Origin of the sequence: Gordonia sp. N1V (assembly GCF_029269935.1) — a bacterium.
GTDB lineage: Bacteria > Actinomycetota > Actinomycetes > Mycobacteriales > Mycobacteriaceae > Gordonia > Gordonia polyisoprenivorans.
The window spans coordinates 126652-150133 of record NZ_JARJDD010000002.1; the positions used below are offsets into that span (position 1 = coordinate 126652).

General features: G+C 66.4%; 28 protein-coding genes, 1 pseudogene and 1 riboswitch. Of the genes and pseudogenes, 15 read left to right on the plus strand and 14 right to left on the minus strand.

Annotation, left to right across the window (positions count from 1 at the left end; all coding sequences use genetic code 11):
* Positions 1 to 136 precede the first annotated feature (136 nt).
* Positions 137 to 565 carry a DoxX family protein gene (locus P3L18_RS03035; RefSeq protein ID WP_079931216.1) on the plus strand — a complete coding sequence of 143 codons (429 nt, stop codon included), beginning with the start codon at positions 137 to 139 and terminating at the stop codon, positions 563 to 565.
* 77 nt (positions 566 to 642) lie between these two features.
* Here the strand turns inward: P3L18_RS03035 and P3L18_RS03040 are convergent, their stop codons facing one another.
* Positions 643 to 1209: a hypothetical protein gene (locus tag P3L18_RS03040; RefSeq protein WP_020172436.1), complete on the minus strand. Its 567-nt coding sequence runs from the start codon at positions 1207 to 1209 to the stop codon at positions 643 to 645.
* 105 nt (positions 1210 to 1314) lie between these two features.
* Here P3L18_RS03040 and P3L18_RS03045 point away from each other — a divergent pair, with 105 nt between their 5' ends.
* The gene (locus P3L18_RS03045) at positions 1315 to 1848 is read left to right on the plus strand and encodes a DUF5709 domain-containing protein (RefSeq protein WP_276113202.1); all 534 of its coding nucleotides are present in this window, start codon (positions 1315 to 1317) and stop codon (positions 1846 to 1848) included.
* A gap of 11 nt (positions 1849 to 1859) precedes the next feature.
* On the opposite strand, the gene P3L18_RS03050 is transcribed toward P3L18_RS03045, so the two are convergent.
* The gene (locus P3L18_RS03050; RefSeq protein ID WP_079931212.1) at positions 1860 to 2585 is read right to left on the minus strand and encodes a Clp protease N-terminal domain-containing protein; all 726 of its coding nucleotides are present in this window, start codon (positions 2583 to 2585) and stop codon (positions 1860 to 1862) included.
* 175 nt (positions 2586 to 2760) lie between these two features.
* Here P3L18_RS03050 and egtB point away from each other — a divergent pair, with 175 nt between their 5' ends.
* Positions 2761 to 4032, plus strand: coding sequence for an ergothioneine biosynthesis protein EgtB (egtB, locus tag P3L18_RS03055; RefSeq protein ID WP_276113203.1), 1272 nt, complete (start codon positions 2761 to 2763; stop codon positions 4030 to 4032).
* On the plus strand, positions 4029 to 4997 hold the full coding sequence (gene egtD, locus P3L18_RS03060; protein ID WP_079931214.1) for an L-histidine N(alpha)-methyltransferase: 969 nt from the start codon (positions 4029 to 4031) through the stop codon (positions 4995 to 4997). Before egtB ends, egtD begins: the two co-directional genes overlap by 4 nt.
* On the opposite strand, the gene P3L18_RS03065 is transcribed toward egtD, so the two are convergent.
* Positions 4978 to 6108: an LLM class flavin-dependent oxidoreductase gene (locus P3L18_RS03065; protein WP_276113204.1), complete on the minus strand. Its 1131-nt coding sequence runs from the start codon at positions 6106 to 6108 to the stop codon at positions 4978 to 4980. The genes egtD and P3L18_RS03065 overlap by 20 nt on opposite strands.
* A gap of 69 nt (positions 6109 to 6177) precedes the next feature.
* Between P3L18_RS03065 and P3L18_RS03070 the strand changes: the two genes are divergently transcribed.
* The gene (locus tag P3L18_RS03070) at positions 6178 to 6561 is read left to right on the plus strand and encodes an SHOCT domain-containing protein (RefSeq protein WP_006372401.1); all 384 of its coding nucleotides are present in this window, start codon (positions 6178 to 6180) and stop codon (positions 6559 to 6561) included.
* Between the two features lie 88 nt (positions 6562 to 6649).
* On the opposite strand, the gene P3L18_RS03075 is transcribed toward P3L18_RS03070, so the two are convergent.
* Positions 6650 to 7447, minus strand: coding sequence for an HAD-IIA family hydrolase (locus P3L18_RS03075; protein WP_014358821.1), 798 nt, complete (start codon positions 7445 to 7447; stop codon positions 6650 to 6652).
* A 73-nt stretch (positions 7448 to 7520) separates the two neighbouring features.
* Between P3L18_RS03075 and P3L18_RS03080 the strand changes: the two genes are divergently transcribed.
* Positions 7521 to 7880 (plus strand): VOC family protein, encoded by a 360-nt coding sequence (locus tag P3L18_RS03080; RefSeq protein WP_276113205.1) that lies wholly within the window; start codon positions 7521 to 7523, stop codon positions 7878 to 7880.
* 22 nt (positions 7881 to 7902) lie between these two features.
* Here P3L18_RS03080 and thiD read toward each other — a convergent pair whose 3' ends face one another.
* Together thiD and thiC are read right to left on the minus strand one after the other, a co-directional pair.
* Positions 7903 to 8775 (minus strand): bifunctional hydroxymethylpyrimidine kinase/phosphomethylpyrimidine kinase, encoded by an 873-nt coding sequence (gene thiD, locus P3L18_RS03085; RefSeq protein WP_276113206.1) that lies wholly within the window; start codon positions 8773 to 8775, stop codon positions 7903 to 7905.
* Positions 8772 to 10448, minus strand: coding sequence for a phosphomethylpyrimidine synthase ThiC (gene thiC / locus P3L18_RS03090; protein ID WP_276113207.1), 1677 nt, complete (start codon positions 10446 to 10448; stop codon positions 8772 to 8774). Before thiC ends, thiD begins: the two co-directional genes overlap by 4 nt.
* Positions 10439 to 10552, minus strand: a riboswitch (TPP riboswitch). It overlaps the preceding gene by 10 nt.
* Positions 10553 to 10802: 250 nt before the next feature.
* Here thiC and P3L18_RS03095 point away from each other — a divergent pair.
* The gene (locus P3L18_RS03095; RefSeq protein WP_026920356.1) at positions 10803 to 11150 is read left to right on the plus strand and encodes a GNAT family N-acetyltransferase; all 348 of its coding nucleotides are present in this window, start codon (positions 10803 to 10805) and stop codon (positions 11148 to 11150) included.
* Positions 11151 to 11202: 52 nt separating this feature from the next.
* Here the strand turns inward: P3L18_RS03095 and P3L18_RS03100 are convergent.
* Positions 11203 to 12001, minus strand: a pseudogene (locus P3L18_RS03100) (integrase core domain-containing protein).
* A 90-nt stretch (positions 12002 to 12091) separates the two neighbouring features.
* On the minus strand, positions 12092 to 12505 hold the full coding sequence (locus P3L18_RS03105) for a hypothetical protein (RefSeq protein WP_006372409.1): 414 nt from the start codon (positions 12503 to 12505) through the stop codon (positions 12092 to 12094).
* A 129-nt stretch (positions 12506 to 12634) separates the two neighbouring features.
* Here P3L18_RS03105 and P3L18_RS03110 point away from each other — a divergent pair, with 129 nt between their 5' ends.
* The 4 genes from P3L18_RS03110 (at position 12635) to P3L18_RS03125 (ending at position 15938) form a co-directional block, all read left to right on the plus strand.
* Entirely contained in the window at positions 12635 to 12988 is a 354-nt protein-coding gene (locus P3L18_RS03110; RefSeq protein WP_020172429.1) for a MarR family transcriptional regulator, read from the plus strand.
* A gap of 114 nt (positions 12989 to 13102) precedes the next feature.
* Entirely contained in the window at positions 13103 to 13864 is a 762-nt protein-coding gene (locus P3L18_RS03115) for a siderophore-interacting protein (RefSeq protein WP_006372411.1), read from the plus strand.
* Positions 13865 to 14031: 167 nt separating this feature from the next.
* Positions 14032 to 14958, plus strand: coding sequence for a hypothetical protein (locus P3L18_RS03120; RefSeq protein WP_276113208.1), 927 nt, complete (start codon positions 14032 to 14034; stop codon positions 14956 to 14958).
* Between the two features lie 17 nt (positions 14959 to 14975).
* Positions 14976 to 15938: an ABC transporter substrate-binding protein gene (locus P3L18_RS03125; RefSeq protein ID WP_276113413.1), complete on the plus strand. Its 963-nt coding sequence runs from the start codon at positions 14976 to 14978 to the stop codon at positions 15936 to 15938.
* Positions 15939 to 15967: 29 nt separating this feature from the next.
* Here P3L18_RS03125 and P3L18_RS03130 read toward each other — a convergent pair whose 3' ends face one another.
* Genes P3L18_RS03130 through P3L18_RS03145 form a run of 4 tightly spaced genes read right to left on the minus strand, consistent with a single transcriptional unit; the run spans position 15968 to position 18616 of the window.
* The gene (locus P3L18_RS03130) at positions 15968 to 16477 is read right to left on the minus strand and encodes a barstar family protein (protein WP_276113209.1); all 510 of its coding nucleotides are present in this window, start codon (positions 16475 to 16477) and stop codon (positions 15968 to 15970) included.
* A gap of 13 nt (positions 16478 to 16490) precedes the next feature.
* Positions 16491 to 16988, minus strand: a complete 498-nt coding sequence (locus tag P3L18_RS03135; RefSeq protein ID WP_276113210.1) for a ribonuclease domain-containing protein — start codon at positions 16986 to 16988, stop codon at positions 16491 to 16493.
* Positions 16985 to 17998, minus strand: coding sequence for a GNAT family N-acetyltransferase (locus P3L18_RS03140; RefSeq protein WP_276113211.1), 1014 nt, complete (start codon positions 17996 to 17998; stop codon positions 16985 to 16987). The genes P3L18_RS03135 and P3L18_RS03140 overlap by 4 nt, the downstream gene beginning before the upstream one ends.
* Positions 17999 to 18007: 9 nt before the next feature.
* Positions 18008 to 18616, minus strand: a complete 609-nt coding sequence (locus P3L18_RS03145; protein WP_006372417.1) for a peptide deformylase — start codon at positions 18614 to 18616, stop codon at positions 18008 to 18010.
* A 230-nt stretch (positions 18617 to 18846) separates the two neighbouring features.
* Between P3L18_RS03145 and P3L18_RS03150 the strand changes: the two genes are divergently transcribed.
* The 4 genes from P3L18_RS03150 to P3L18_RS03165 all read left to right on the plus strand — a co-directional run bounded on the left by P3L18_RS03150 (position 18847) and on the right by P3L18_RS03165 (position 21776).
* A complete protein-coding gene (locus P3L18_RS03150) occupies positions 18847 to 19209 on the plus strand; it encodes a DUF3263 domain-containing protein (RefSeq protein ID WP_006372418.1) in 363 nt (120 codons plus the stop codon).
* 54 nt (positions 19210 to 19263) lie between these two features.
* Positions 19264 to 19758, plus strand: a complete 495-nt coding sequence (locus P3L18_RS03155) for a LytR C-terminal domain-containing protein (protein ID WP_276113212.1) — start codon at positions 19264 to 19266, stop codon at positions 19756 to 19758.
* Positions 19759 to 19924: 166 nt separating this feature from the next.
* Positions 19925 to 20608 carry a superoxide dismutase family protein gene (locus tag P3L18_RS03160; protein WP_276113213.1) on the plus strand — a complete coding sequence of 228 codons (684 nt, stop codon included), beginning with the start codon at positions 19925 to 19927 and terminating at the stop codon, positions 20606 to 20608.
* A 37-nt stretch (positions 20609 to 20645) separates the two neighbouring features.
* Positions 20646 to 21776, plus strand: coding sequence for a glutamate--cysteine ligase (locus P3L18_RS03165; RefSeq protein ID WP_014358831.1), 1131 nt, complete (start codon positions 20646 to 20648; stop codon positions 21774 to 21776).
* A gap of 4 nt (positions 21777 to 21780) precedes the next feature.
* Here the strand turns inward: P3L18_RS03165 and P3L18_RS03170 are convergent, their stop codons facing one another.
* Complete coding sequence (locus tag P3L18_RS03170; protein WP_276113214.1) at positions 21781 to 21909, minus strand: hypothetical protein; 129 nt, start codon at positions 21907 to 21909, stop codon at positions 21781 to 21783.
* Positions 21910 to 22230: 321 nt separating this feature from the next.
* Positions 22231 to 23421, minus strand: coding sequence for an epoxide hydrolase family protein (locus tag P3L18_RS03175; protein ID WP_276113215.1), 1191 nt, complete (start codon positions 23419 to 23421; stop codon positions 22231 to 22233).
* Positions 23422 to 23482 lie beyond the last annotated feature (61 nt).

Here is a 23482-nt window from a genome sequence, read left to right on the forward strand (position 1 = left end):
GAGTACCCGTCGAGGGGTCGGTGGGCATCGCATGCCGGTGTGCCGCAATTGTAAGCGGACCATGGTCCGTATATCTTGGGTTCGGTCAGAGCAACGCCCCGCCATGACGTGGCGGATCGAGAAACGGAAGTGGCACATGAACGGTCTTCGCGGCATCGCACTCCTGGCAGCCCGGGTGATCCTGGGCTATGTCTTCATCATGCACGGCTGGCAGAAGCTTCATACCAACGGAATCGACGCCACCACGGCGTTCTTCAAGTCGGTGAACGTCCCCTGGCCGGAGTTCTCGGCGTACTACGCGGCGTGGGTCGAGCTGGTCGGCGGAATCCTGCTCATTCTCGGGCTGCTGCTACCGCTGGTGTCGATCCTGTTGGTCATCGACATGATCGGCGCGATTGCCACGGTTCACTGGGATCACGGATTCTGGAGCAACGACGGCGGCTACGAGTTCCCGCTCGCGCTCATCGCGGCGCTGCTGGCCGTGGGATTCGCCAACGCCGGACACTTCGCGGCGGACAGCTACGTCTTCCGGCGTCGTCGGGGTGGGCGCGCGGTCGAGGTCTGATCGGCACGATCGGGTGACGGGATGTCCGTGCAGGACACCGGCGAATGCGTCGCTCGGCACGACCGTGATGAACGACCTCAGGCCACCAACCCGTCGATCGTCGTGCAGGTGAACGGCGGGTCGTCGGCGGGCAGTCGTGACCGCAGATCGCCGAGGTCGGCGAGGACGTCGTCGGGGTGGCGCAAACCCACCCCGTCGATGGTTCCCGGCGTGACCAGTGCTTCGGGGTCGAGGTCGTGGCGGTGGGCCAACGCTGCGCCGAGGAGCCGATGGGCCTGGTCGCGGTCGACGTCCCAGAGGGCGTCGGCGGTCAGCAGGTACAGGCGGACCGCGGGCGGGTAGTCGGCGAGGTGCACCAGTGCCCACGCCCAGTGCTTGGCGACGTCGACCGTGTCGGATTCGCCGCGCCCGTGCGTGCGCACGTACTTGCCGTGCAGCTCGCGGCACAGCGGCGTGGCGTCGGCCCACAATCCCAGGTGTGACATGCAGCGCACCGAGTCGTGGAGGTTGGACAGATACATCGGCGAGTACGGTCCCTCACGTCGCGACCGGATCTCGCGCAGCACCGAGAACTCGGCCAGCGCATGTCCGTATTCACCCGCGGAGAGCAAGGAGCGGGCTTCCTCCTGCATTTCCTCGATCACAGTCGATATTGTCGCCGAATTCGGACCGGAACGTGATCTGTTTCACAAAGACGTAACCATGCTCGGGCATTCGGTGCGGGGCCGAAGGACCTCGTTCGGCCCGGCATGCTGGCCCGCGGTCGCGTGGCCTGGCATCGTGAAAGTGTGAGCGGTTACGAGAACGACAGCACCCCCGAAGGCTCGGACGGCGAGTACAGCCTCGACCCCGACGATCAGCTGCAACCCGAGGACACGCTCGACGATCGTGGCGTCGACGACGTCCTCGACGAGGGCTACTCCCCGCCGGATTACGCGCCCAAGGGTGCCGTGCACGGGCTGACCGCGCAGGAGATGCGCGAGGGCGAGACGCTGGACGAGAAGCTCTCCGAGGAGGAGCCCGACGTCGGGGCGAGTGATCCGCTCGATGACATCGCCGCCGACGAGCGACGCGATTGGCGGTCGCACGAATCCGACGCCGACGACGAGTTCGTCGAGGACGCCGACCAGGTGGGTGGGCCTCGCGCCGGTCGATTGCTGGCGCCCGACGCCGGCGACTACCGCGACGACGAGGCCGAGGCCGTCGCCACCGACTGCGGGATCGACGGGGCGGGCGCCAGCGCCGAAGAGGCTGCGGTGCATGTCGTCGGCGACGAGGACTGACACCTCGATCGCTACGTCTTCAGCTGCGAGAGTTGTTCTTCGACAGCCGACTTCGTTGCCTCGGCATCGGCGCCTGCGGCGCGTAGGCGTGCGCCCACGGCCTGATCGGTGAACAGCGCCAGCAGCAGGTGCTCGGTGCCGACGTAGTTGTGCCCGAGTTCGAGCGCCGTCCGAACCGTCTGTTCGAGAACCGCTTTGGCGTCGTCGTCGTAGGGCAGGACGGTGTCGGCATCGGGATTTGCGGCGGGATCGGTGTCCACGGGCGCGCTGGTGTCCGCCAAGACCGTCGGGTCGACGCCCTGTGCGGTGAGTACCAGTGCGGCCAACGACGACGGGTCGGTGGCCAATCCGTGGGACAGGTGGGTCGAGCCGACGGTGTGCGCGCCGGTGGCAACCGCGCGATTGTGCGCCGACGAGATGACGTTGCGCGCTCGTGGGGTGAAGCGGCTGAAAGGATGTGGTTCGTCGGACGCCGGGTTGCGGCCGACAAACCGTTTCTGCGCAGCCTGTTTCGTCACACCCATACTGGCGCCGATCTGCGTCCACGACGCGCCGGAGCGGCGGGCCTGGTCGACGAAGTGTCCGATGAGGCTGTCGCCGACGTCGCCGAGGTGGGCGGCGGCGGTCATGGCGTCGGTCAGTTGCTCGAGCGGATCGTCATGAACCTTGTGGATAGCGCTGATCAGGTCGTCGAGGCGGACTCCGGTCAATTGGGTCGGTGTGGGGTTGTCGTCCATGCGTCAACTCTAGGTTGACGCAATAGTGGCGTCAACCATGAGTTGACGGCGACGAACGGAGTGGACGAACGGTGGATGCGAGAGATGTCCTCGTTGACAGTCGGCGTAGTCGTGGGAACGATGGAGTGGGCGGGGTCGATGAACCCCGCGTCCGCACGCCACGGGAGGACCTCCAGTGAGCATCACCGAACGTATCTCCGTACACACCGATCAGTCGCCGGCGCAACGCTTTCGAGAAGTCCGGGAGCTCACCGACCTGCTGGCCGACCGGTTGTCGCCCGAAGACCAGACCCCGCAATCGATGACCGAGGCCAGCCCCGCCAAATGGCATCGGGCCCACGTCACATGGTTTTTCGAGGAGTTCATCCTCCGCCGCGATCCCGGCTATGTGGTGTACGACGAGTCCTATCGCTATCTGTTCAACAGCTACTACGAGGCTGTCGGCGAACGCCATCCGCGACCGGATCGCGGCCTGGTCACCCGACCCGGCGTAGACGACATCACCCACTACCGCAACTACGTGGACGCGGCGATGGAAAGTGCCCTGACGCGTGGCGCCCTTGACGACGCCGCACTCGACCTCGTCGAACTGGGCTGCAATCACGAACAGCAACACCAGGAATTGCTGCTCATGGACGTCAAGCATCTCTTCTCGACGATTCCGCTCACGCCCGGCCCGATCTACGTCGACCGCGAACTCGATGCGCCGAGCGCGCCGGGGCCGATGACATGGCGCTCGGTCGCCGGTGGCGTCACCGAGGTCGGCGCCGATCCGGGAGCCGGATTCTCCTACGACAACGAGGGTCCGCGGCATCGAGTCTTCTTGGAGGACTTCGAGATCGCCGAGCGTCCGGTCACCAACGCCGACTGGCTGGAGTTCATCGCCGACGACGGCTATCGGCGCCACGAGTTGTGGTTGTCCGACGGGTGGGCGCACCTGCGGCAGGCCGGCTGGCAGGCTCCGGGCTACTGGCGCCGCGACGACGACGGGCAGTGGACGACGTACACGCTTTCGGGTCGGCGACCGCTCGATCCCGGTGAACCGGTGCTGCATGTGAGCTTCTACGAGGCAGATGCCTACGCCCGGTGGGCCGGAGCCCGTCTGCCCACCGAATTCGAATGGGAGACCGCCGCATCCACGCTCGGTGCCCAGCACGCAGAGTTGTTGGACCCGAATCGTTGTCACCCCCGATCGGTCGCCGGATCCGATGAGGCGGCGATGATCGGCAATGTGTGGGAATGGACCTCGAGTGCCTATCTTCCGTATCCGGGGTTCGTCCCGGCGAACGGGGCGGTCGGCGAATACAACGGAAAGTTCATGAGCGATCAACATGTTCTGCGCGGCGCGGCCGCCATCACGCCGCGCGGCCACGAGCGCGTGACGTACCGCAATTTCTTCCCGGCGCCGTCGCGCTGGGTGTTCGCCGGTCTGAGGCTCGCCCGGTGACCGTCGAAACACTGACGCCGCTGGCCGCCGACGCTCTCGTCGGTCTGTGGTCCACCCCGCCGGTGCTGCCGACGAAATGGCTCTACGACGAACGCGGCAGCAGGCTGTTCGACGAGATCACCCGGCTACCCGAGTACTACCCGACCAGGCGTGAGACCGCCATCCTGCGCGACCACGCCGACGACATCGTCGATGCCACGAACGCGGCGATGATGGTCGAATTCGGTTCGGGCACATCGACCAAGACCCGACTCCTCCTCGATGCGTTCACCCGCACGGGTCAGCGGATCGGCCATCGCCCGGCCGGCCAATTCGTCTACGTCCCCGTCGACGTCAGCGCCGAGATGCTCGCCGAATCCGCCGGCATCCTCGCCGGCGACTACCCGGGCATCGACATCCGGCCGGTCGAAGGGGATTTCACCGATACCGGGCTTGTCCTACCGTCGTGCGACGGGGCACGGCTGGCGGTGTTCCTCGGCGGGACGATCGGCAACTTCGACGACGACGGGCGTCGCGCGTTCTTCACCGGTCTTGCCACCACCCTCGCACCCGGCGACTACTTCCTCCTCGGTGCCGACCTCATCAAGGACACCGGTCGGCTTGTCGCCGCCTACAACGACAAGGCCGGGGTGACAGCGGATTTCAATCGCAACATGATCGAGGTCCTGCGTACCGGCCTCGACGCCGTGGGACTGTACGCCGACGACTTCGACCACATCGCCCGGTGGAATCCCGAGCGCCACCGCATCGAGATGTGGTTGCGGGCGCGCCGGGACATCGATGCCTACTTCGGTGACCTGCAACGTCGTTGGCGTCTTCCGGCCGGTGCCGAGATCCGGACGGAGATCAGCACCAAGTTCGATTTGTCGGTGCTGCAGGGCGAACTCGCCGACGCCGGACTGGCGCCCGTCACGAGCTGGACCGACCCGATGGGGGACTTCTCCCTCACTCTTGCGCGTCGGTGACGGCGTCGCCCAGGATCTCGCGAACCCGCGGGATGACCTGGGTGCCATAGAGTTCGACGCTGCGCATCATGGGACGATGCGGCAGTGTGCCGTGGGAGTACTTGAGGTCGAAGCGATCGAGTCCCAAGGCCCGAACGGTGTGGGCGATCTTGTGCGCCACCGTCTCCGGTGAGCCGACGTAGAGCGAACCGCCGGGTCCGGTCGACCGGTCGAACTCGATGCGCGTCGGTGCGGGCCAGCCGCGTTCGGCGCCGATTCGCGCCACATACGTGCGGTAGTGCGGCCACAATTCGTCGCGGGCCTGCTCGTCGGTGTCGGCGACGTGGCCCGGTGAGTGCACGCCCACCGGGAGATCGGTCGATTTGTCGAACTGTGCCAGTGCCCGCCGATACAGGTCGGCGTACGGCGCGAACCGCAGGGGATCGCCGCCGATGATGGCGAGCATCAGCGGTAGGCCGTACCGTGCGGCGCGCACCACCGACTCCGGGCTGCCGCCGACCGCGATCCACGTCGGTAGTGGGGGAGTCTCGAGTGGGGGGTGGACGGTCTGATCGGTCAACGGTGCGCGGGTGGTCCCGGACCAGGTGACCGGGCGCCCGGTTCGCAAGTGGGCGAACAGATCAAGCTTGTCGGAGAACAGTTCCTCGTACTGTTCGAGGTCGAAGCCGAACAACGGGAACGACTCGGTGAACGATCCGCGGCCCAGGATGACCTCCGCACGACCCGACGACAGCGCGTCGAGTGTCGAGAAGCGCTCGAATACGCGGATCGGATCGTCGGAACTGAGCACGGTCACCGCAGTGCCGAGCCGGATCCGCGTGGTGCGCGCGGCAACAGCCCCGAGCACCACTTCCGGCGCCGAGACGGCGTAGTCGTCGCGGTGGTGTTCGCCCACGCCGAGGAAGTCGACGCCGACCTCGTCGGCGAGAACCGCCTGATCGAGCAGGTCGCGGATCGTCTGGGCCGCGGGGTTCGGTGCGCCGGCCTCATCGACCGTCACATCGCCGAAGGTGTTGAGCCCGAGTTCTACGTTCACCTCACCGATTGTGCCGAACCGGCGCCCACTGGGGACGTTGGTCGTCAATTGTCCGTCTCGCGGGTCTGATTTCATGTTTTTGTGAGATGCTGATTCCGGTCAGAAAACTGACCACGCACTCTGATCTCTTAAGGAGCACTCCCGATGTGGGATTCGTTCTGGAACTTCTTGTGGTCGATGGTGATCATCTTCGCGTTCGTCGCGTATCTGATCGTTTTGTGGTACATCATTGCCGACCTGTTCCGCGACCATAAGGCCTCCGGCTGGTCCAAGGCGATCTGGGTGATCTTCCTGATCATCCTGCCGTATCTGACGGCGCTCGCCTACCTGCTGGTCAAGGGGCAGGGAATGGCCGAGCGTGCCCAGAAAGCCGCAGTCGAATACAAGAAGGAATCCGACGATTACATCAAGACCGTCGCGGGAACTTCTCCGGCACAACAGATCGCCGATGCGAAATCGCTTCTCGATTCCGGTGCGATCAACAATGAAGAATTCGAGCACCTGAAGGCGAAGGCTCTCGCGCACTGAGCCCGATCACCACAGACGACCGCCCGCTTCGAATCATCGACACGGGCGGTCGTTCTCGTGATCAGGGTCGACGGTGGATCGGTGTGCGCTACAGGCTCTCCGGTTCGGAGACGAACGGATGGTCGGTGTGCCCGACGAGGTCGGCGACCGAGGCGATGACGCGTGTGGGACGGTACGGGTAGAGCTCCACCGACTCCGGCGTCGAGATGCCCGAGAGCACCAGGATCGTCTGCAGACCCGCCTCGAGACCGGAGATGACGTCGGTGTCCATCCGGTCACCGATCATCAGGGTGTTCTCCGAGTGGGCCCCCATCCTCCGCAACGCCGAGCGCATCATCAGCGGATTCGGCTTGCCCACGTAATACGGGTCGCGGTTGGTGGCCCGGGTGATGAGTGCGGCGACCGCACCGGTCGCCGGCAACGAGCCCTGGGTGGACGGTCCGGTCGCGTCCGGGTTGGTCGCGATGAACCGGGCGCCGCGCTCGACGAGCCGGATCGCGGTGGTGATCGCCTCGAACGAATAGGTCCGCGTCTCGCCGAGGACCACATAGTCGGGGTCGACATCGGTGATGACATAGCCGATTTCGTGCAGGGCGGTGGTCAGCCCGGACTCACCGACCACATACGCCGAGCCGTTCGGCCGTTGGGTGTCGAGGAAGCGGGCCGTCGCCAGTGCCGAGGTCCAGATGGCATCCTCGGGGATGTCGAGGCCGGTCCGCAGCAGGCGCGCACGCAGGTCGCGTGGCGTCCGGATCGAGTTGTTGGTGAGCACGGTGAACGGAATCCCGTTGTCGCGTAACTCCGCAATCAATGCGTCGGCGCCGGGGATCAGGTGCTCCTCGCGGATGAGCACGCCGTCCATGTCCATGAGGTAGTTCCAACTCATGGTGCCAACGCTACGGGGTGGCGACCTGCCGTGGCGACCCGTTCCCTCGAGTGGCCCACCTATGATGAGCAGCATGGAGCTCTCGCGCGCGGTACCCATCCTGACGGTCGACGATCTCGATGCCGCGGTGCGGACCTACCGCACCGTTCTCGGGTTCGACGTGCTGATGAACCTCGGGTGGATCGCCACGCTGGGCACTGCCGGGACCGCCGGTGGCGGCACCGCCCAGTTCAGCGTGATGACCCGTGATGCCACCGCGCCGGTGAATCCGGTTGCCTCACTGGAGGTTTCCGACGTCGACCGGGCTTACGCGGACGCAGTCGCCGAAGGTGTCGAGATCGTGCATCCGCTGACCGACGAGGAGTGGGGCGTGCGCCGTTTCTTCTTCGCCGACGCCGGTGGCAATGTCGTCAACGTGCTGTCGCACGCTTGATCACCGCGCTGGCGCGCCATGGTCACCGCGCTGGCGCTTCCGGGGTGATCTCCACCCGCCAGAGCGGGTTCACCGGACCGTGGCCGGCGCCGAGGGGGTAGGCGGCCTCGAGTCCGCGCGTCACCCAGCGCTTGGCGAAGGCCACCGCCTCGGGCACCGAACAGCCGTGGGCGAGCGCCGATGCGGTGGCCGCGGCCAATGTGTCACCGGCTCCGTGGTCGTGGCCGGTGTCGACGCGCGCGTGCGTGAACTCGTGGAACTCCGCGCCGTCGAACAGCAGATCGGGGCTCTGATCGCTCGACCGGAGATGGCCCCCCTTCACCAGGGCCCACTGCGGCCCCAGATCGTGCAGTGCCCGCGCGGCATCGCGCTGGGTCGACTCGTCGACCACCTCGATACCGGTGATCAGCCGCACCTCGTCGAGATTCGGGGTGACGACGGTGGCCAGCGGAAAGAGCGTGGTGCGCAACGTGTCCAGGGCTTCGGTGGCCAGCAGCGGATCGCCGTGCATCGACGCACACACCGGGTCGAGAACGAACGGGATGCCGGCGTCGCGGCCGATGCCGGCATCGGCGCACGCCTGCGCGACGGCGGCGATGATCGGTGCCGAGGCGAGCATCCCGGACTTGGCCGCGCCGACGCCGATGTCGGAGACCACCGAATCGATCTGCGCGGCCACCACATCCGGTCTGATCTCCTGAAAACCGCTGACGCCCAGTGAGTTCTGCACGGTCACCGCGGTCACGGCGACGCATCCGTGCTGCCCCAACAGGGCAAAGGTGCGCAGATCGGCCTGGATGCCTGCACCACCACCGGAATCCGACCCGGCGATCGTCAGCACCCGCACGGGTGTCGATCCCGGTGCGGCTGTGGGCAACAGGGGTACGTCGGTCACGTAGAACTCCCGGCGTCGATCGGCAGGTAGATCCGGCCACCCGCATCGGTGAACTCGGCCGACTTGGCGGCCATCTCCTCGGCGATCTTGCGGTCGATGTCCTCGGCGGTCACCAGATTGTTCTCCTCGGCATAGGCGCGGACGTCGGCGGAGATGCGCATCGAGCAGAACTTGGGACCGCACATCGAGCAGAAGTGGGCGGTCTTGGCCGGCTCGGCGGGCAGCGTCTCGTCGTGGTACTCGCGAGCGGTGTCCGGGTCGAGGGCGAGGTTGAACTGGTCGGTCCACCGGAACTCGAAGCGCGCCTTGGACAATGCGTCGTCGCGTTCCTGTGCGCGGGCATGCCCCTTGGCGAGGTCGGCGGAGTGCGCGGCGATCTTGTAGGTGATCACGCCGACCTTGACGTCGTCACGATCGGGCAGCCCCAGATGCTCCTTGGGTGTCACATAACAGAGCATCGCGGTGCCGGCCTGTGCGATCATCGCCGCGCCGATCGCCGAGGTGATGTGGTCGTACGCGGGTGCGATATCGGTGGCCAGCGGGCCCAGCGTGTAGAACGGTGCCTCGGAACAGAGTTCTTCCTCAAGGCGCACGTTCTCGGCGATCTTGTGCATCGGTACGTGGCCCGGACCCTCGATCATCACTTGCACACCATGAGATTTCGCCTTCGTGGTGAGTTCGCCGAGGGTGCGCAACTCGGCGAACTGCGCCTCGTCGTTGGCGTCGGCGATCGACCCGGGCCGTAGACCGTCGCCGAGGGAGAAGGTGATGTCGTAGCGGGCGAAGATCTCGCACAGCTCGTCGAAATGTGTGTAGAGAAACGATTCCTCGTGGTGCGCCAGGCACCAGGCGGCCATGATCGATCCGCCGCGCGAGACGATGCCGGTGACCCGGCGTGCGGTCAGCGGGACATAGCGCAGCAGGACCCCGGCGTGCACGGTCATGTAGTCGACGCCCTGCTCGGCCTGCTCGATCACGGTGTCGCGGTAGATCTCCCAGGTCAGCTTGATCGGGTCACCCTTGACCTTCTCCAGTGCCTGGTAGATGGGTACCGTGCCGACCGGTACGGGCGAATTCCGCAGTATCCATTCGCGGGTCATGTGGATGTCGGAGCCGGTGGAGAGATCCATGATGGTGTCGGCGCCCCAGCGGGTGGCCCACACCATCTTCTCGACCTCCTCGGCGATGGAGCTGGTGACTGCCGAATTGCCGATGTTGGCATTGACTTTCACCGCGAATGCCTTGCCGATGATCATCGGTTCGGATTCCGGATGACGATGATTGGCGGGGATCACCGCCCGTCCGGCGGCGACCTCGCGGCGCACCACCTCGACCTCCACGTTCTCGCGCGCAGCGATGAACCGCATCTCCGGTGTCACCAGACCCGCTCGGGCCCAGGCCAATTGGGTGGCAGCGCCGTCGATGGGGGCGGGGCGCTGCCACTGGTCACGAGTCGGGGCGAGGCCGTTGGCGACGTCGATGCTCTCCCGTGGATCGGTGTAGGGCCCCGACGTGTCGTACACGTCGAGATGCTCGCCGTTGGTGAGGTGGATGCGTCGCTGCGGAATCCGCAGTTCGTCGACCTCGAGGTAGTGCTTGGTGCTGCCCTGAATCGGGCCGGTGGTGAGGGTGTCGTTGTCGACGGCCTCGGTGGTGGATACACGTGTGCCCATGAGCGTTCTCCCTACGCCGGCATTACCCGGACAGGTTCGGGCGGTCGGCGACCGCCAGTCGCCCTCTCAGCCCCCGGATCGTGGGAGCCCCCGCGTGGTGAAGTTGTGTGAGCTGTGCGCGACGAAGCGCGCACCCGACACCATACCCGGATTCGCCGGCGCCGGAACCCCCGCCGTGTTGTCACCTTCGTAACCGGGTTGACCTGAGGTTGTTTCATCGCGACGCCTTGCGCCTACGTAACCGTAGGGTATGGTGTGACCCGGATCACAGAGGTGGGTCCGTCGTCGGAGGGGCGCCGACGACTCGAATTTCGTTGTCGTGTCACCGCGACGTGATGAGGGGTTATGAACACCATGAATCGCAAACACCGGCATCGCCCGCCGCAGTCGGCGCAATCGATTCTGCAGCAGATCTCCCAGGTCGTGCACAATCCGGATCGGGAGCGATTCGAGCTCTGGGTTGCGGGCGATCTCGTCGGCGTCCTGGGTTACTCGATCGAGGAGAAGGACGGTCAGCGCACGGTGACCGTGCTGCACACCGTCCTCTACGACGAGTACACCGGCCACGGTCTCGGCACGCGGCTCACCCGCGGGGCCCTGGCATTCATCCGGGATCAGAACGCCCGCGTACGCCCGGTGTGCACATTCACCAAACAGTTCCTCGACGGCCATCCCGGCATCGTGCCGATGGCACCGGTGTGAACTGTGCCGATGGCACCGGTCTGAACTGTGCCGATGGCACCGGTCTGAACTGTTAGCCGTAAGAGGCAAGCACGTTACTTACGCCGGTCGGCAGCAGTGACGCTGGTGGTTCTCCGTCGGCGGCGCTGTGTGGCCGGTGGTAGTTGTAGTGGACGTTCCACACGCCAAGGGCTTCTCGGCGTTGGTCCTCGGAGATCCAGGTACGGGCGTAGAGGAACTCCTCGGAGATGATCCGGTTGTGGCGCTCTACTTTCCCGTTGTGGCGTGGCGTGTAGGGCGTGATCCGCTGATGCCTTCCAGGGCCTCGGTGTAGGCGAGGCCGGGAGTACCCGTCGATGGCGGAGTGCAGGTAGACGTAGCCGCCGCGCTCCGACTTGCCTTTGCGGCGCGCAAACCTGTCGGGCGCGGTCGCTGTTCTTGCCGTGGGTGCGCCAGCCTCCGCCGTCGGGGATGCGTCCGACCTTCTTCACGTTCGATGCGGACCATGTGCCCGGGCCGTTTGGCGACGAACTTCTGTGGCTTGCGGCTGTTCTCGCCATCGGGGTCGATGAACCGGCGATGGTTGAGGCCGAGCACCGCGAGGTGGCGGGTCACTGTACGGCGACTGATCGTCAACCCGTCCATCTGGAGCTCGAAGGTGATTCGAGATGCCGACCATTTGTGGACGCGCGGTCGACCGGGCCGAGCTCTCCAAAGCGCCGGTACCAGTTGACCCACTTCGAGGCCGTCGCACGGGAGATCCCCATCTCGGCAGCGACGTGCGCGATCGGCCTGGTGCGAGTCCGTTCAATCAGTCGTCGACGACCTTCAAGTGTCAGCGGGGCGTTGCGATGCGATACGTGACGGTCAATCGGACACCTCAACGGCACCGAACAGAACGAGCCCCGCTCCCGTACCCTCCTGGTGGCCACGGGACGCCCGCGTCAGGTCGTTCATCCGCTTCACGCGCTCAGCAGCTCTTCCGCCTTTCGTCGGATCGCGTCGAGTACCTGGCGAGTCGTCTCTTGCTGGGCCTCGTCGATTCCCTCGACAAGGCCGCGGGTCACTTCAGTTACCGCCGCTCGCGTGGCGGCGAGCTCGTCGGCTCCCCTCGCGGTCAGCACCTCGCCGCCGTCGACCAGTCCTGCGGAGCGAAGCTCGTCGAGCACGACCTCGAGGTCGTCCGGGTTTGCCTTGAGTCCTTCTGCCGTCCGCTCCCGCCAGTTGTTGCCCGGCCTCGCAGCACTCACGGCATTGAGGACAACCCAAGCCGAATAGCCGGGGATCAGGGTTGACGACAAGGCCCGGGCCAGAAGCGCACGCAAGGCGTTCTCGGTAGGTCCGATCACGGTGGGCAAGGGGCGCGCAGATGACATCAGTTCTCCTAAGATGTTGGTGTAACCAATACTGTATTGGTATCACCAACAGGAGGCAACGCCGTGCCGCCAGATCTCACCTCCCTGCCCACTTGGATTTTGAGCTCGGCTGCGACCAGGTCGCACCAAGTGCTTCTGGCACTGCTTGCACAAGAGGGCGTCAACGGGTACGAGTATCGGTGTCTGTCGGCGCTTGCCGCTGCTGACCAGCTGAGCCAGACGGACCTCGGCGCAGCCGCGGCCCTGGACCCCCGAGACGTCACTCACACCGTCCGAGCACTCGAAGACCGCGGCCTGGTCTCCCGTGCCAAAGATCCCAGCCATGGGCGCCGTCAACTGGTGTCGCTTACCAGCGATGGCCAGCGGACGGCCAAACGCTTGGCTGACACCATCGTCGAGGTCCAAGATGCCGTGTTCGGCAACCTGACCCGGAAGGAATGCGCCACGCTCCTTGCCCTTCTCGAGCGCGTCGCTCGGCCCTGAGCAACTCCAGGACGTCAACAACCTCCTGGCTGGCAACAGTTAGCCGTAACGCCCGGGCGCTGGTTAGGCTACCCTGACCTCGACACCGACGTTCGAGGAAAGGGGCCGTTTCCCATGGCCGAGACCACACACAAGGCGCCGTCGCGCGGGTGGCAGGGGGCGGTTCTCAAACTGCTGCGTGCCGACGATTACGAGTTCACGGTCACCAGCACCGAGAAGATCACCGAGCACTACATTCGGCTCGGATTCACCGGCGGTGGTGTGCTCACCGATCGGCCCGTCCATCCCACGATGTGGGTGCGGCTGTGGTTCGAATCGAACGGCAAGGCCCATCAGCGTGGCTACACCCTCGCCGACCCGGATCCGGCGACCGACAGTTTCTTCATCGAGTTCGCCGTCCACGACGGTGCGGCACTGCGATGGGCGCTGGCCGCCAAGCCTGGTGACACCATCAGCGCCACCTTCATGGGCTCCAAGTTCGCGATCCCCGAACCGGCGCCCGCCGGCTGGCTCGTCGCCGGCGACCCGGCGTCGCTTCCCGCGATCAACTCGCTCCTCGACGCGCTCAGTGCCGCGTCGGGACCGCAGGTCGGCGCGACGATCTGGTTCGAGTACTCCCACGACGACGACCGTGACCTACCGGTTCGGTTGCGTCCGCAGGACACCATCCACTGGATCGAGCGGGGCGCCGACGGGAGCGCCCTCGTCGAGGCGGTGCGTGCCGCGGCTACCGCGAAACCTGACCATTTCGGTTGGGTGGCACTCGATTCGGTGAACACCCGGGTCGTCGCCGAGGTGTTCCGCACCGGATTCGGGCTCGGCAAGAAGCGTGTCAAGGCGTTGGCGTACTGGCAGGTCGACGCGGCCCCGTCCTGATCATTCGCCGGCCGGGGACAGGCGAGGCCGGACGGATGACTCCATACGGATGAATCCCGCCCATCCCCACAAACCGGGCTTGGGTTTGATGCCGTAGGCAGGTTAGCCTTTCCTGAACAGGGGCTTCGGGGGAGCGAAGCTCCTGCCGCCACGACAGGAGCACGACAGTGACACAGGGGTTCGGGACACAGGGGTTCGGGGCGACACCCGGCTATTCGGGTCAGGCGTACGAGAGCCGCGGTTTCGATGCGCCGTACGGGGACGACCAGCCGACCGAGCAGCACGCAGCCGCGGCCGCAGAGATCGCCCCGGTAGAGCCGGAGGGCCAAGATCCGGAGGGTCAAGATCTGGAAGGCCCAGACGAGGACGTGTCGGGCGGCTCGTCCCTCAACTGGCCCACGGTGCTGGCGTCGGCGGGTGTCGCCGCGGTGATCTCGGCACTGATCGTCACGATCGGGGTGGTCGGGTTGCTCCTGGTCGACAACCGCAACGGACTGCAGAACACGGCCGCGCAGCCGACGGTGGTGAACCTCGGGGGCGCGCAAACCGCGCAGGCACCGGCGGCACCGGGTGCAGCGGCGCCCTCGGCACAGGCGCCGGCAGGTCAGGTGCCCGCCGCGGCTCCGACCGAGGCCGTCCCGCCGGCGGCCGGTGCCGTGACCCCGACCGCGGTGGCTCCCGCGCAGCCGGCTGCACCGCAAGCCGGCGCACCGCAGGCCACCGCGCCCGCGGCGGTCACCCCGGCGGCACTGACGCCGGCGCAGTTGACCACCAAGATCAAGCTCGTGATGAACACCGGCGCACCCCGCGCCACCCGCGCCGCCGAACTCCAAGGCGGTCAGCAGGCACTGACCTCGGTCGACGCCGTGTCGAGGTTGTTGGCCGCATATCCCAATTCCGGGTTCAGCTATCAGATCATCGGCCCGGTGACCGTCAGCGGTACCACGATGAATGCGCAGCTTCAGATGTCCTTGGTGGGCAACGGGTCTCGCTACAAACCGATGAGATGGCTCTGGCTGGACGGCAAGTGGAAGCTGTCCAACGAGAGTGTCTGCGGTATCGCCTCGTACGCCATGATCCCGTGCTCGGTGTGAGCGCCGGAATGGCCAGGATGCGGGCATTGCTCGGAGTATTGATCGCCGCCGCGGTGATCATCGGACTCGGCGCCTGCTCGTCGCCCGACGAGTCGGTTTCCGGTGGCTCCGTGCAGATCAACCTGCCCGACGGCCGGTCGGTGACGATCCCGCAGACCCCCACGCGGATCGTCACCCTCGGCGGGCAGTGGACCGATGTGCTGCTGTCGTTCGGGCAGAAACCGGTCGGCTACTACGACGCGATCCAGGCCACCGCCAAGCAACTCCCGCCGTGGTACGGCACCAAACTCGCTGACTCCACGCCGCTCAACCCCAACGGCGACATCGTCGCCGATGTGGCCAACCTCAAACCCGATCTCATCGTCGCGCCCGGATTCGCCTCCATGAGTGGGGTTTTCGACAAACTGACAAAGATCGCGCCGACCATCGACAAGATCAGTGGGGCGCAGGTCGATCCGTGGCAGGACATGGTCACCCTGATGGGCACCATCCTGCACCTGCCGGACAAGGCCACCCAGATCATCTCCGGCGTCGACGCCAAGATCAACGCCGTCGCCGCGGAGTACCCGGGGCTGAAGGGTAAGACATACTCGTTCGCCTACATGTATGGGTCCGACCAGATCTCGGTCCTCGGTGACCCGCAGGACGGGGCCGGCAAACTCTTCACCTCACTGGGACTGACGATGGCACCCCGGCTGGTGCAACAGAGCACGACGACCGGACAACCGAGATTCCAGATCAGCGCCGAGAACCTGCCGTGGCTCAACTCCGACGTCCTGGTGATGGCCACCCAGTCCGACGCCCTGCGCACCCGCCTCGTCGGGCTGCCCGGATACCGCAACCTCACCTCGGTGAAGACCGGCGCGGTGTCGATGATGGATCAGGTACAGATCACCGGACTCAACGAGCCGTCGCCGAACGCCACCGTCTACATCCTCGACCGGTTGCGTCCGGCGTTGGCCCGCGCGGCGGGGCAGTAGAGCCTCCGAGACCAGCGGTCGGGAATCCCTCAGCTGTCCGGGATCACCGACGCGACGGCGATGCCGGTGGCCCGCCACCGCGCCAGGGTGGCCCCGCGTGCCGCCACCGGCGTTGAGAGCAACACGGCGAATGTGGACGGGGGATCGGCGATGTCGCGGTAGTGATCCCGGTAGAACACCAGTGATCGCGCGAACCAGGCGAATGTGTCGTCGGCGTGCGGCAGCACGTGCTGGGCGTCGGTGAGCACGGTGAGGAATCCGGTGATTCCCGCGGGCTGATCGAGGTCGCGCATGCAGTCGTCGAAGGCGTCGGCGTTGCGCCCGAAATGGTCGGGGAATCGCCAACTTCGAGCGAACTCGTCGAACACATCGCGGCGAGTGGTCAGTCGGGTGCCGGTGATCACCCGCACCCGGAAACCGTCCGGTCGGGGCACGTCGTGGGTGGCGACGCCATCGGGGCCCACGATCAACCCCACCGCCGGTCCACGCCCGGCGGCGCCGATCAGGAACTCGCGCAGCGACACCTGTTGTGTTGTCATGTGTTCCGCGTCTTCATGAAGTCGGGCCCCTGATGAGTACGAAGGTCTGATAGTGGTCGTCGGTGTACCAGGCCGATCCGTCGCTGCCGGTGACGATGCGCTCCGCATCGCGGGATCGGCCCGGCTCCTTCGGGTTGACGTCCCATTCGCGGTAGGTGATCGCCTTTCCGGATGACGTGGTCGACGGTAGCCGACCTTCGTTGTTGCGGAACACGATTCCGCCGCGGGTACCCGGTGCGTTGGCCGCCGCAGGCCATGTGCCCGCATCGACGAGCGCCAGGGTCTGGCGCACCCGGGCGGGAACCCGGGTGTTCGACGGGGCAGATGTGGACGAGACCCCCGACGACGAGACCCCCGATGACGAGGAGCCGTCGTGGGAGTTGTCGATCACCCATGTCACGATCACGACGACGGCGATCACCACCAGTGCCGCCGCGGAGATCACCGCCTGCCGCCGACGCCGAGCGGGACTCGGGCCGGCCGCGCCGCGACCTCTCGGCCCGCCGGTCACGACGACGTCCGTGGTTCGATGTAGCGGTAGCGGTGGTGCAATGCGAAACCGCGTGCGCGATACCAGGTGCCGGCGATCCGGTTGCCGGACTCGACCTGCAGGTACGCGCGCGCGGCCCCGTTCTCGGCACCCCATCGCCGCAATCGTGTAAGCATGGCATCGCCCAGATGTTCGCGGCGTCGCGCCGGATCGGTCCACAGCGCCGTCAGGCCGAGCATGCGTGTGCCGTCGGGTGATTCGGTGACCGCGCCGCGCCCGATCGCGATCGGTCGGCCCGCATCCTCGATGGCGGCGAAGGTCACCGGCGCGTCGTCGAGGGTCGCGCCCAATACTGCCGTGGCCGCCGCGATGTCGGTGGCGGGGCCGAGGTAGGCCCGGAGCCAGTCAGGGGTCGGGGTCGATCGCAGGATGACGTCCGGGTGTTCGGGGAATGGGTGATCGGTGGTGGGCCCGGCGGTCAACACGTGGATGACCGGCGATGCGGGCACACCGTCGACCCCCGGTGGTACCAGTCGTTCAGGTGTCGCGATCAGCGTCGGCAGATCGCGGGCGGCATACCAGGATTCGATGGCCGATCGGGTGGCCGGGTCGAGGCGCGCCGAACGGTCCAGGGCGATGGCCGAATTGGCGCGCCGGGAGATGCCTGCACCGGCCCGCACCAACCAGCCCTCGATCCACGCCTGCTCGGTGCCGGGCCAGGCTGCGGCCGCGGCGTGCTCGAGGGCGCGAATCTCGCTGTTGCGCACAGGAACCGCCGACAACACCCGCAGCGAAGTGATCGCCGCGCGCGGAATCTCTTCGACGGTGCCGTTTCGGTCGAGTCGAACGGGGTCCCCGTCGTCGACGAGAAACCCGGTCACGTCCGATTGGGTGGGACCACCGGAGCGTGCCGGAGCCGGGTTGGGCCAGTCGCGCCAATCGGCGGGAGTTGCCTCGCCCAACAGATAGCGCACCACGACGCGGTCGCCTCGGTATGCGCCGAGGTCGGGTCCGTCATCGCCCACCGCCATCGCCTGGAATCAGTCGTCGTCGTGGCCGAAGGGGTCGGCCTGCTCGCCGGGCACCCAGGTGAGTCCGGGTACGCCCCAGCCATTGCGTTTGATGGCCTTCTTGGCGGCGCGGGCGTTGCGGCCGACCAAGACGTCGACGTAGAGGAAGCCGTCGAGATGACCGACCTCGTGCTGCAGCATCCGCGCGAAGAACCCGCGGCCCTCGAGGACGACCTCTGCGCCCGTGCGGTCGACTCCGGTGACCCGCGCCCAGTCGGCCCGCCCGGTGGGGAACTGCTCGCCGGGCACCGACAGGCAGCCTTCGTCGTTGTCGTCGGGGTCGGGCATGGTCTCGGGGATCTCCGAGGTCTCCAGCACGGGGTTCACGACCTCGCCGCGACGCCGCGTCGTGGACAGCCGGGACTCGCCGTCGGGGCAGTCGTAGACGAACATCCGCTTGCCGACCCCGACCTGGTTGGCGGCCAGGCCGACACCGTTGGCGGCGTCCATCGTCTCGTACATGTCGTCGAGCAGGGTCACGATCTCCGCCGAGGGTCGTCCCTGCGCGTCGAGTTCGACCGGCTCGGTCGCGCGATGCAGGACCGGTTCGCCGACAATGCAGATCGGGAGGATTGCCATGCGGGACAGATTACTGTGCGCGAATATTCGTCGACCGTCGGTGACGGCGGGGCCACGGCACGGCTCGGGGACGGGGTGAGCGGGGCCGGCTTCCCCCGCGAGTCACACCACCTCGGCTGGTGCCGTGCGTGGTTAGATATTCACGAACCACACCGCTGTGATTCTCGATGGCCGGCTCGTCGGAAAGTGCGCGGTGTGAGGTGTTGCAGCGAGATCTTCGAGGGAGCGAGATGGACGGCGCAGCAGCGCGTGACCAGAAGCAGCAGAGTGATCGGCCGGATTCGGTGACCACTCCCGACGATGGTGCGCAGGCGGTCGACCCCAATGCGGTCGGACCCGACGGTCTGTCGCGCCGCGAACACGACATCCTCGCCTTCGAGCGGCAGTGGTGGAAGTACGCGGGGGCCAAGGAAGAAGCGATCAAGGAACTGTTCGGACTCTCGGCGACCCGCTATTACCAGATCCTCAACGCCCTGGTGGATCGTCCCGAGGCGCTGGCCGCCGACCCGATGTTGGTCAAGCGGCTGCGCCGGCTGCGGGCATCCCGGCAGAAGGCGCGCGCGGCGCGTCGGCTCGGGTTCGAGATCACCTAGCGGCGGCGGCAGCGTCGCGGGCGCACCGGCCGATGTGCGTTAAGGTCATCGGTGATGAATGCTGATCGCGAGTCGAACCGCCTGCCACTGCGGGCCGGGGCCATGGTGCTCTTTGCGGTCGCCATCGTGTTCGTGGCCCTGGGATGGCATCACGCGGCGACGTCCGGCGACAATCCCGAAGCCCAGTTGCAGGCCGCCCAGTCCAGCGTGCCGAGCACCACGAGTGCCCCGGCGAGCACCTCGTCCTCGGCGGCCGGCAACGCCCGGATCTGCGTGATCAACGCGGGCACCGTCACCGGGCTGGCGACCGAGGTCGACGAAGAACTGAAGGGCAAGGGCTTCACCACGATCGGCATCAACGCCCAGAGCAACTACGACGGCGGCTTCTCGCAGAACACCGTCGTGTACTCGTCGCCGGCGCAGAAGGACGAGGCCGACAAGATCGCCCAGGCCCTCGACAACGATTACACCGTCGACTCCCGCGCGAACCTGGGGAGTTCCTTCAGCAGGTGCGTCGGCGGTATCGCCGTCGTCGCGGTGCAGCGATGACCCGGCACACCTCACCCGGGAATCCCGGGCACCCCCGATCAGGCACTCGCACCGCCGATCCCGCATACTTCAGTGCCGAGGCCCACGGCATTGACCCCGGCACGAGTGCCGACATCTGTGCCGGCATGGGTGCCGGTGTCCCATCACACATCACTCGAGGAGCGAGATGACCGTCAATTCGAAAGCAGGCTCTGCGACCATGCGTGCCCTCGCGGTGCTCGCGTCGGCGGGTGCCGTCGGGTTGGCCTTGGCGGCATGTACTCCCAACGAGCCGACGACCAGCGAGAAGGGCACCACCCCCGCGGTGCAGACCGGTGACCAGGCACCCCAGGGTGGTCTCGTGGACGCCGACAACATCCCGGCCAGCGGTGGCGAGACCGAAACCGCCTCGCTGATCAACACCGACGGCAAGAACATCGGTGAGGCCGTCTTCCGGCCCAACGGCTCCGCGCTCGGTGTCACCGTCACCGTCAAGGCCGGCAGCGGTATCCCCGCCGGATTCCACGCGATGCACATCCACTCCGGCAGCGCCTGCAACACGGCCGACAAGTTCGTCTCGGCGGGCGGACACCTGCAGGTCGACGGTCACACCGGTCACCCGTCGAGTGGCGACCTGGTGTCGATCAACATCCTGTCCGACGGATCGGGTTCCACGACGACCTCGACGTCGGCAGTGGATCTGTCGCAGATCGCCAACAAGACGATCATCATCCACGAGAACGCCGACAACTTCGCCAACATCCCCAATCGGTACACCTCCAACGGTCAGCCCGGCCCGGACGAGGAGACGATGAGCACCGGTGACGGCGGAGCGCGTCTGGCGTGCGGTCAGATCTCGGCGGCGCAGTAGGCCTGCCGCCTCTCCCCGGCGCCCCGAGACTGAACTGATGCCGGTCAACACCCTCATCGGGTTCCGCGGTTCGCCGACCCCGACACTCGGGGTGGAGTGGGAGTTCGCGCTGACCGACAAGGTCACCGGCGATCTGTCCAACACGGCGGCGGATCTGTTCACCGAGGTCGGCGCACGGTATGCGGGGCTCGACGGCAAGGTCCACAAGGAACTGCTGCGCAATACCGTCGAGCTCGTCACCGGTATCTGCAACACCACCGCCGAGGCGGTCGCCGACCTTTCGCACACCCTGGACGCGGTGCGCGGCGTGGTCGACGAGCTCGGTGTCGATCTGTACGGCGCAGGGACTCATCCGTTCGCCGAATGGTCTACGCAATTGCTCACCGAGGGGCATCGATACGCCGAACTGATCGAACGCACCCAGTGGTGGGGTCGGCAGATGCTCATCTGGGGTGTGCACGTACACGTCGGTATCGACCACCGCGACAAGGTGTTACCGATCTTGTCGTCGTTGCTCAACTACTATCCGCATCTGCTGGCGTTGTCGGCGTCGTCGCCGATGTGGGCGGGCCAGGACACCGGCTATGCCAGCAACCGCGCGATGATGTTCCAGCAGTTGCCGACCGCCGGGCTGCCGTTCCAGTTCGAGAAGTGGAGCCAGTTCGAGGCGTTCGTCGCCGACCAGAAGACGACCGGGATCATCGACCACATCAACGAGATCCGCTGGGACATCCGGCCGTCACCGCACCTGGGCACCATCGAGGTGCGGGTGTGCGACGGGATGACCAACCTCACCGAACTCTCGGCGGTGGTCGCGCTGATCCATTGTCTCGTCGTCGATCTCGACCGCCGGCTGTCGGCGGGCGAGGAACTCCCGCAGATGGCGCCGTGGTTGGTTCAGGAAAACAAGTGGCGCGCAGCACGTTACGGCCTCGATGCGATCGTCATCCTGGACTCACGTTGCAACGAGCGGCTGGTCACCGACGATCTCGCCGACCTCTTGGTCCGGCTCGAGCCGGTCGCCGCCGACCTGCGATGCCTCGACGAACTCTCGCAGGTCGCCGCAATCGCGGAGCGCGGCACCAGTTATCAGCGGCAGCGGGCCGTGTACTCACAGACCCATGACATGCGTGACGTGGTGGCCTCGGTGGTGTCGGAGCTGGAGTGAGGGCTCACGCGAGCGCGTTCGGCGCAGCCAACTGGGGTCCGGTGCCCTCTCGTGCGGCGATCCACCCGTCGTGATCCCACTGCTCGGTGGCGCGCCGTCCGGCTGGGTAGTCCCAGTGTGATTCGCGTTCCACCTCGACGATTGCGCCCCCCGGGACCGACGGTGACCCAGTTGTAGGTTCCGTTGGGGTGCATGTGTTTGGCCCACTGCACCACGATCTCGACGTCGGTCCCGTCGACTGTCCGCCAGGTGCGGGTCTGGGTGTCGACGCGCATCGGACTCAGGTGTCGCGCATAGCGAGGGTCGAGGGCGGCGAAGACGTCGTGCGCGATGTGCTCGGCCAGTGTCGGTGAGGGCAGAGAACCGGTGATCCCCGGAAGGATTGCTGCGACACGAGCGTCGCATGCCTCCGATGCGTTCCTCAACGGGATTGGTGCGACCTCGGTGCGATACGTCACCTGAGCCGGGGGCAGGAACGTAGGCTGCGCAGCCCGGCGCGGATCTCGCGGACCAGGATCTCGGGTTGTTCGAGCGCGGCAAAGTGCCCTCCGTGTTCGGCTTCGCCATAGTGAACGAGGCTGCGATAGGTGTCCTCGATCCACGTCCGAGGCAGGCGTGGGATGTCCGCGGGAAAAACGGTCACCGCGACCGGGAGCGTCAGCGTCGGGCCCGCGAAGCCGGCCGAGCCGTTCTCCCAGTAGATTCGTCCGGACGATGCCGCACTGTTGGAGAGCCAGTAGAGCGAAATCACGTCGAGCATGTCATCGATGTCGAGGGCATCCTCCGCGAGTCCCTGATTGTCGGTCTTGGATTGGAACTTCTCGTAGATCCAGGCCGCCTGTCCGGCGGGGGAGTCCGCCAGTGCGAACCCGATGGTCTCGGGCTTGGTGCGCTGAAGGTGGTTCGACCCGCCGAGGTTGTCGGCGTAGAGAGCGAGGCTCTCCACGGCGCGACGCTCGTCGGGTGACAGGATTTCGGGAATCGTGGTGGGGAAGGCGTACTGGGTGTTCAGGTGAATTCCGAGGAGCCCTGTTGGTGCCATGGCCCCGAGTTCGGTGGTCACGACCGCACCCCAATCACCGCCCTGCGCAGTCCATTCCGTGTAGTCCAAGCGCCTCATCAGCTCCGCCCACGCGTTCGCGATGCGTGAGACGTTCCACCCGGTCGTGCTCGGTTTGCCGGAGAACCCGAACCCGGGAAGGGAAGGGATGACGACGTCGAAGGCATCGGCGGCGTTCCCGCCGAAAGACTCGGGATCGGTCAATGGGCCGATCATGGCCAGGAAGTCCATGATCGAGCCCGGCCATCCGTGCGTCAGGATCAGCGGCATCGCATTCGCAACGGTCGATCGGACGTGGATGAAGTGGATGTCGAGCCCGTCGATCTCGGTCAGGAAGTGGGGGAACCGATTGAGCTCGGCTTCGAGGCGTTGCCAGTCGTAGCGGTGCTCCCAATGGTCGACCAGGGACCGGGCATTCTCCAGCCGAACCCCCTGTGACCAATCGCCAACCGTCTCCGGATCCGGCCATCGGGTCCGGGCGAGTCGGTGCTTCACATCATCGATCTCGGCATCGGAGAAGGAGACTGTGACCGGGCGTACGGCGGCCGCAGTGGTAGGCGGTGTGGTGGGTGTCAGTGCGGCCATGGCCATTCTCCTTGGGCGTCGAGGTGCAGTGAGATGTCTCGTTGCACACTGGTGTGCAACG